Source organism: Paenibacillus lacisoli (genome assembly GCF_030580655.1).
GTDB classification, from domain to species: Bacteria; Bacillota; Bacilli; order Paenibacillales; family Paenibacillaceae; genus Paenibacillus; species Paenibacillus lacisoli.
The window spans coordinates 1-1,912 of sequence record NZ_JAUQTB010000034.1; the positions used below are offsets into that span (position 1 = coordinate 1).

At 48.8% G+C, this 1,912-nt stretch carries 4 protein-coding genes; 2 read left to right on the top strand and 2 right to left on the bottom strand.

Annotated elements, in window-relative coordinates:
• Positions 1-37 precede the first annotated feature (37 nt).
• Entirely contained in the window at positions 38-466 is a 429-nt protein-coding gene (locus Q5741_RS21390; RefSeq protein WP_305026134.1) for a cupin domain-containing protein, read from the bottom strand.
• Positions 467-716: 250 nt separating this feature from the next.
• Between Q5741_RS21390 and Q5741_RS21395 the strand changes: the two genes are divergently transcribed.
• Together Q5741_RS21395 and Q5741_RS21400 are read left to right on the top strand one after the other, a co-directional pair.
• Entirely contained in the window at positions 717-1,130 is a 414-nt protein-coding gene (locus Q5741_RS21395) for a DMT family transporter (protein WP_305026136.1), read from the top strand.
• A 35-nt stretch (positions 1,131-1,165) separates the two neighbouring features.
• Positions 1,166-1,633 carry a DMT family transporter gene (locus Q5741_RS21400; RefSeq protein WP_305026135.1) on the top strand — a complete coding sequence of 156 codons (468 nt, stop codon included), beginning with the start codon at positions 1,166-1,168 and terminating at the stop codon, positions 1,631-1,633.
• 78 nt (positions 1,634-1,711) lie between these two features.
• Here the strand turns inward: Q5741_RS21400 and Q5741_RS21405 are convergent.
• Positions 1,712-1,912 (bottom strand): IS3 family transposase (locus tag Q5741_RS21405; RefSeq protein ID WP_305023320.1); only part of this gene is annotated, 201 nt, incomplete at its 5' end.

Here is a 1,912-nt window from a genome sequence, read left to right on the forward strand (position 1 = left end):
CGTCTTTGACTCATGTTTGCTACTCCATTCGTTTTTCTCAAATCTTACCATAATATTTAGTTTTCAGACACATCCTAAATTTTCCGGTGTATTCTTTTGTCTGAATATAGGGGGATACCCCTTCAGGGATTAGATTCCCGGGCCGTACCCCCTCCAGCTGAATATTCGAAATTCCGCAGTAATACAGACTTAACGGACAGATCGGCGACGTGCATTGTTCGTGAATGACCCCTTGGTTGTAGACCAGCAGATCTCCCTGCTTTACCGCGTAAGGCAGCCCGTCAATTTTGATAATCCCCTCACCTTCGGATACATATACCATCTCGCTGACGTTATCATGCGTATGGCTGGGGAAATTCCAGTTCGGATTCCCATCCACTTTACCGATATATACCAGCCTCGGAAGCATGGCTGCCGGGAATGCCGGGAAGTCCTTCGTATCGCTGCCTCGCTGTTTCTCGTTCATCACGGACCTCCATGGTTTACAGTATTTGATGTTTATTTTATCTCTTTATACCCGATCCTACAGCAAGATATATAACTTTTCTGAAAAATACACCAAGATCTTTCATTGTCTTCATTCACCGGATTTCCTATGATAGTTCATGCACACCGGGTATATTTGCATCTTATCTATTGGCCTGGACAAGCTGAAACCAGCTGTAATTTGAAATACAACAAGGAGGAAACCTCACGTGAAAAAGCTGATTTTCTATATGATCGCCATCTTCACAGGAGCCCTGCTCAGCCTGGAGGGTGCCTTGTACGGTAAATTGGGCGAGCAGGTCGGAAGCCTGGAAGCCGACTTTTACAATTTCTTCATGGGAGCGGTGATTTCGCTGATCCTGCTGATCTTCTTCGGGAAGGGCAATCTATCGCAGATCACCAAGTTTCCCAAATGGAATCTGGTCGGCGGTGTGCTGGGAGTCGTCTACCTGCTGACCCTGGTCATCGGTGTTCCCATTGTCGGTGTCGGCATTTCCATGATTGCGATTGTCGTCGGGCAGATGGTTACGAGCATGATGATTGACCATTTCGGATGGCTGGGCAGCGGCCGTAAACGGATCGGTTCCAAGCGTGTGGCCGCCCTGATCCTGATGCTGGGCGCACTCGTACTGACCTTGTTTTAACTAACTCTATTTGATGAAGAAGGGGGACATGGATGATGGGTATTGGCTTATTGATTGTTGTTATTACACTGGTTGGCGGTGCGGTACTGAGTGCACAGTCCTCGATCAACGGGACCATCAGCCGCAGCATAGGTCTGCTAGAGACGGTATTCTTCACCTTCGCTTCCGGTGCATTGGTGCTGGCTGTGCTGATCAATTTTTTCGGCAGCGGGCATCTCTTGGACCTGCTTCATGCACCGAAGCTGCAGCTCTCGGCGGTTTTCCTGGGATTCGGCTATCTGTTCCTGTCGACCTTCTCGGTGAACATGATCGGCGTGACACCAGCCAACCTGACAGCCATTGTAGGGCAGATTGTGGCGGGGTTTGTGATTGATGCGATCGGTCTATTCGGCACAGAAGTCATTCACTTCTCCTGGCAGAGAGGCGTCTCGCTGGTACTGATGCTGGCGGCATTGTTGCTGATTTTTAGTGAAAAGCAGGACAACCCAGCGGCGCAGCTGTGATTGAATCGGACATAAAATAGACCGCACCTATGTTGAAGTTACCCCCGTCAAGTAGACAGATATAAAATAGCTCTGTGACTAAGCAGCCTTAGTTCGGTATTCCACCGGACTAAGGTTGTTCAGCTTTTCTTGAAAACGTTCGTTGTTGTAAAAATGAATATAGCGTTCAACAGCTCCCACGAGTTGCTCCTCGGAGGTGAAGGTGTGGAGGTGGAGGCATTCCGACTTGAGATGCCCGAAGAAACTTTCGATGCAGGCGTTATCCCAGCAGTTTCCCTT